Raw genomic sequence first — 4,843 nt, 5'->3', positions numbered from 1 at the left:
GGCCGGATGCGGGCGGGGTGTTGCGGGTGGACGGCGGCATGGCGTCGAGCGGCTGGACGATGCAGTTTCTCTCGGACATCCTGGGGGCGCCGGTGGACCGTCCGGCGGTGACCGAGACGACGGCGCTTGGCGCGGGCTACCTGGCGGGGTTGCAGGCGGGCCTGTGCCCGCCGCCCGAGGCTTTCGCCCGCGCCTGGTCGCTGGAGCGCCGCTTCGCCCCCGCCATGCCCGCGCCCGAGCGCGAGGCCCGATACGCAAGGTGGAAAACCGCAGTCAGGGCGACGATGGAGGTGGCATGAGCGCGTTTTCCTTTGCCCTGCCGGGCCGGGTGGTCTTTGGCCGCGGCGAGGCGCGGAAGGCCCCGGCGCTGATCCGCGCCCATGGGCCGCGCGGCGTGCTGGTGCATGGCGCGAACCCCGCCCGTGCCGCCTGGCTGCTCGACGCGCTGCGTGCCGAGGGCGCCGAGGTCATGGCCGTCGCCTGCGGTGCCGAGCCGACCCTGCCGATGCTGGAGGCGGCGCTGGCCGGGGCCAAGGGCCACCAAGCCGATTGGGTCGCGGCACTGGGCGGCGGCGCGGCGCTGGACCTGGGCAAGGCGCTGGCGGCGCTGATCCCGGCGCCGGGCGGGATCATGGATCACCTGGAGGTCGTGGGCCGCGGCCTGCCGCTGGCCGCGCCGCCCTTGCCCTTTGTCGCGCTGCCGACCACCGCCGGCACCGGGGCCGAGGCGACGCGGAACGCGGTGATCGGCCTGCCGGAACATGGCCGCAAGGTCTCGATCCGGGACGAGCGCATGTTGCCGCGCCTGGCCATCGTCGATCCGGCGCTGACCGACCATTGCCCGCGCGCGGTGACGCTGGCTTCGGGCCTCGACGCGCTGGCGCAGGTGATCGAGCCCTACCTGTCCTGCAAGGCCACGCCCTTCACCGATGCGCTGGTGCGCCCCGCGATCCCGCCGGGCCTGCGCGCCCTGAAGCGGCTGATGGAGGCCGAGGATGCGGCGGCGCGCGACATCATGGCCTGGGTCAGCCTTTGCGGCGGGATGGCGCTGGCGAATGGCGGGCTGGGCGCGGTCCACGGCCTTGCCGGCGTGATCGGCGGCGTGACGCCCGCCGCGCATGGCGCGATCTGCGGCGCGCTGCTGGGGCCGGTGCTGGCGATGAACCGCGCCCACAGCCCCGATCCCGCCCGCATCCACGAGGTCTGCACCGAGATTGCCGGCGCATTCGGCGGCGATGCGGCCGAAGCGCCGCAGGGGCTGGCCCGCTGGGCGCGCGATGCCGGCCTGCCGGGACTGGGCGCGCAGGGGCTGGATGCGGCCCGGCATCGGGCGGTGGCCGAAGCCTCGCTCAGCAGTTCCTCGATGAAGGGCAATCCCTTCGTCCCCTCGGTGCCGCAGCTGTGCGAGGTCTTGCGCGAGGCAGGCTGAGGGGCGGGCCATGGGCCGGTTCCGGCGCGCCCTGGCATGGACCCGCGCATGATGCCGCCCGCGACGCCTTGCGATCCGTCGCTCGACTGACGGTTGCAATTCCCGCGAGACAATTCGGGCGATTGCGCTTACCGTTCTGAAACGGAACGGTTCTTGTCACCTGCCAGCCGGGCGGTATTGGGGGGCGGAATGGTCGAACGGGCTACGGGTGAGGTGCGCTTCGCGGTCGTCCTTTACGGCGGCGTCTCGCTGGCGATCTACATGAACGGCATCGCGCAGGAACTGCTGCGCATGGTGCGCGGCAGCTCGGACCTGCCGGACGAGGCGCTGTCGCCGGGCGAGCTGATCTATCGCCGGCTGTCGCGCGAACTGGCCGGCCCGCGCGGCGGACGCAAGCGCTTCGTGATCGACATCATCTCGGGCACCTCGGCGGGCGGGATCAACGGCGTGGCGCTGGCCAAGGCGCTGGTCGCGGGCGCGCGCGACATCGACATCCTGCGCGAGGCATGGACGGAAAAGGCCGACATCGGCCAGTTGCTCAACGACCGCCAGGGCATCGCCGGCCGCCTGCGCCCGACCGAATCGCTGCTGGACGGTGGCCATATGTTCCGGGTGCTGCACGACACGCTGGCCCGGCTGACCGGCGACGGCAGGCCGCTGGCCGAGACGGTGGACCTGTTCGTCACCGCCACCGACCTGCACGGCCGGCAGGCGCCGATCCACCTGACCGGCGCGCGGCTGGACGAAAGGGTCCACCGCAAGGTGTTCCACTTTGCCTATGACGGGGCGGGGCGCAACGATTTCGGCCCCGGAAACGAGGCCATGCTGGCCTTTGCCGCGCGCTGCACCTCGTCCTTTCCGGTGGCCTTTCCGCCGATGCGCTTTGCCGACATGCCGGCCGCGGCGCAGGATGCGGGCTTTGCCCGGTTCTTCGACCACGACCCGGATTATGCCGGCCGGCTGTTCGCCGATGGCGGCTATCTGGACAACCGGCCCTTCAGCTATGCGACCGGGCTGATCCCCTCGCGCCCGACCACCCTGCCGGGCGAGCGCAAGCTTCTGTTCATCGACCCCTGCCCCGAGGCGCCGCCCCCGCCCGGCCAGCCGCCCCGGCCGGTGGATTTCCTGCAAAACGCCCAGCTGGCGCTGACCGGCCTGCCGCGCTACGAGGTGATCCGCGACGACATCCGCGCCATCGCCCGCATGAACCGGCGGCTGGAACGGCTGGGCGCCTTGCAGGTCCGCTGGCGCGAGGACCAGAACCGGGTCGAGGCCGCCGGGCGCGAGATGCGCCAAAGGCGCAAGCCGGCCGATCTGGACCGCATGGACCTGGCCGACCTGATGACCGGCGCCTATCAATACCCGCAGAACTATCCACTTTATCACCACCTGCGGGTCTATGGCACCACCGACGGGCTGTCGGGGATCGTGGCGGGGCTGGCGGGGCACCCGCCGGATTCGGACGTGGCGCTGTATCTGCGCCCGATCCTGCGTGCCTGGCGCGACGACAATTTCAGCGCCTATCACGCCGAGGGGCGCGAGACCGAGAACGCCTTCCTGTCCCGCCATGACCTGGATTTCCGGCTGCGGCGGCTGATCCACCTGCGCGCCCATCTCGACGAGGCGCTGGACCGGCGCGAACGCATCCAGGGCGAGGAGGTGGCGCTGCACCTGCCGCCCGACCTTCTGGCGTCCCTGCGCGACCGGATCGAGCAGGAGCTGGCCGAATTGCGCCGCCTGGCCCGCCCCGCCAGCAGCCAGGCCCAGGCCCTGCTGGCCGGCGCCGAGATCGGCCGGCTGGATGGGCTGATCTCGGCCGAATACAGCGCGGTGATGAAGCTTGCCACGCTCGACCAGCGCTATCGCAAGGCGCGCGAGATCTATCGCAGCACGGAGATCAGGGCGCTGGTGGACAAGGCGCTGGCGCGGCTGGGGCAGGACATGCGCGCCGCCTTCGACGCCAGCAGCGCCCGCATCCGCACCGAGCTGGCCGCGCCCGAATTGCAGCCGCTGCTGGATGTCTATGACGATTTCCACTGGCATGACGTGATGACCTATCCCTTCCTCGAAGGGTCCGAGCTTCAGGAGCATTCGCAGGTCGAGGTGTTCCGCGTCAGCCCCGCCGACAGCGGGCTGAACCCGCGGCCCGACAAGCTGGCGGGCATCGCCGTCGGTGCCTTTGGCGGTTTCCTGAACCGCGACTGGCGCGAGCATGACATCCTCTGGGGCCGGCTGGACGGGGCCGAGCGCATCGTCGCCGCGCTGATGTCCGACCGCCCCGAGGCCGAGCGCAGCGCCTGGGTGCAAGAGATGCAGAACCAGATCCTGCGCGAGGAATATGGCGAAGAGGCGGGCCAGGCCCGGCGGCTGGCGCTGCTCAAGGCCAAGCTGCGCGATGCCCGCATCGACGAGGACGCCTTCGAGGAGACGGCCGCCCAGGCGCTGGGGGTCAAGGACGCGGCCGAGCTGGACCTGCGGCGTTTCGGCGCACATTACAAGAATCTCAAGCCCATCGGCCCGCGCCCGCCCGAGATCGCGGGCTGGAGCAGCCGCAGCATGGCGATCCTGTCGCGCATGATCGACGACCTGCCCGACGACGGTATCCTGCGTCTTTTCGGCAGCCGGGCGGCCACGGCGCTGCGGGCCGGGGGCGGGCTGATCTCTGGCTTTGCGCGTTTCGCCATGCCCGGCAGCTACTGGCGGATGCTGGCGGACAAGATGCTGTTCCTGGCCATGCTGGCGGGGGGTCTGGTGGTGCTGCTTTCGCCCTGGCTGGGGCCGGCGGCGGCCCGGATCGGCTGGCTGCTGCTGGCGGTCGCGGTCGCGGCCTGGCTTCTGCTCTACGGCTTCGGCCGCTGGCTGCGCGGCCGCGACAGCCTGCCGCGGGCGCTGCGCTGGCCGGCGATCCTCGTCGCGCTGGCGCTGATGGGGGTGGGGCTGGCGACTGTCGCAGATCGCCTGTTCGGCTGACGCAGCCCGCGACGGCCCCCGTCGCAAACCGACCTCGCCTTGTCGCAATAACGCCCGGGCTTTGCGTCGCGCGGTTGGAAAAAGGCGTCAAGGGGGATAGAGGCGAAACCGGGACGGGCAGGTCCGCCATGAACCGGGCTTGCGCATGTCGGCGCCTGCGCTATCCGCGCGCGTGTGGGCGCCGGGCTTTTGCCTTGGGGCGGGCTGCGGACATTGCAAGGAGAATGGCTTATGGGTGCAAGGATCATCGACGGGCGGGGCTTTGCGGCCGGGGTGCGGGCGCGTGTTGCCGAGGCTGTGGGCCGGCTGCGGTCTGAGCACGGGTTGGTGCCCGGGCTTGCGGTTGTTCTGGTGGGCGAGGATCCTGCGAGCCAGGTCTATGTCAGGAACAAGGCGGTCCAGACGCGCGAGGCGGGGATGGCGAGCTTCGAGCACCGGCTTGCG

Annotated in this window: 4 protein-coding genes; all 4 read left to right on the top strand. The window is 71.5% G+C overall.

The annotated features are described in order from the left end of the window. Positions 1 to 299 (top strand): FGGY-family carbohydrate kinase (locus IT40_RS25770; RefSeq protein ID WP_244274066.1); only part of this gene is annotated, 299 nt, incomplete at its 5' end. After that, positions 296 to 1,429, top strand: coding sequence for an iron-containing alcohol dehydrogenase (locus IT40_RS25765; RefSeq protein WP_036761241.1), 1,134 nt, complete (start codon positions 296 to 298; stop codon positions 1,427 to 1,429). The genes IT40_RS25770 and IT40_RS25765, both read left to right, overlap by 4 nt. A 189-nt stretch (positions 1,430 to 1,618) precedes the next feature. Beyond that, on the top strand, positions 1,619 to 4,399 hold the full coding sequence (locus IT40_RS25760; protein ID WP_036761238.1) for a patatin-like protein: 2,781 nt from the start codon (positions 1,619 to 1,621) through the stop codon (positions 4,397 to 4,399). Positions 4,400 to 4,630: 231 nt separating this feature from the next. Further along, positions 4,631 to 4,843: tetrahydrofolate dehydrogenase/cyclohydrolase catalytic domain-containing protein (locus IT40_RS25755; protein ID WP_036761236.1), on the top strand; the 213-nt coding region annotated here is incomplete at its 3' end.

The organism is Paracoccus versutus, assembly GCF_000763885.1.
Classification (GTDB): domain Bacteria; phylum Pseudomonadota; class Alphaproteobacteria; order Rhodobacterales; family Rhodobacteraceae; genus Paracoccus; species Paracoccus versutus.
This window is presented reverse-complemented; position numbering and strand designations above follow the sequence as displayed.

Bases quoted from the DNA above. Each gene is read 5' to 3' on its own strand.
- IT40_RS25765 (WP_036761241.1), top strand. From the start codon at position 296: ATGAGCGCGTTTTCCTTTGCCCTGCCGGGCCGGGTGGTCTTTGGCCGC.
- IT40_RS25760 (WP_036761238.1), top strand. From the start codon at position 1,619: ATGGTCGAACGGGCTACGGGTGAGGTGCGCTTCGCGGTCGTCCTTTAC.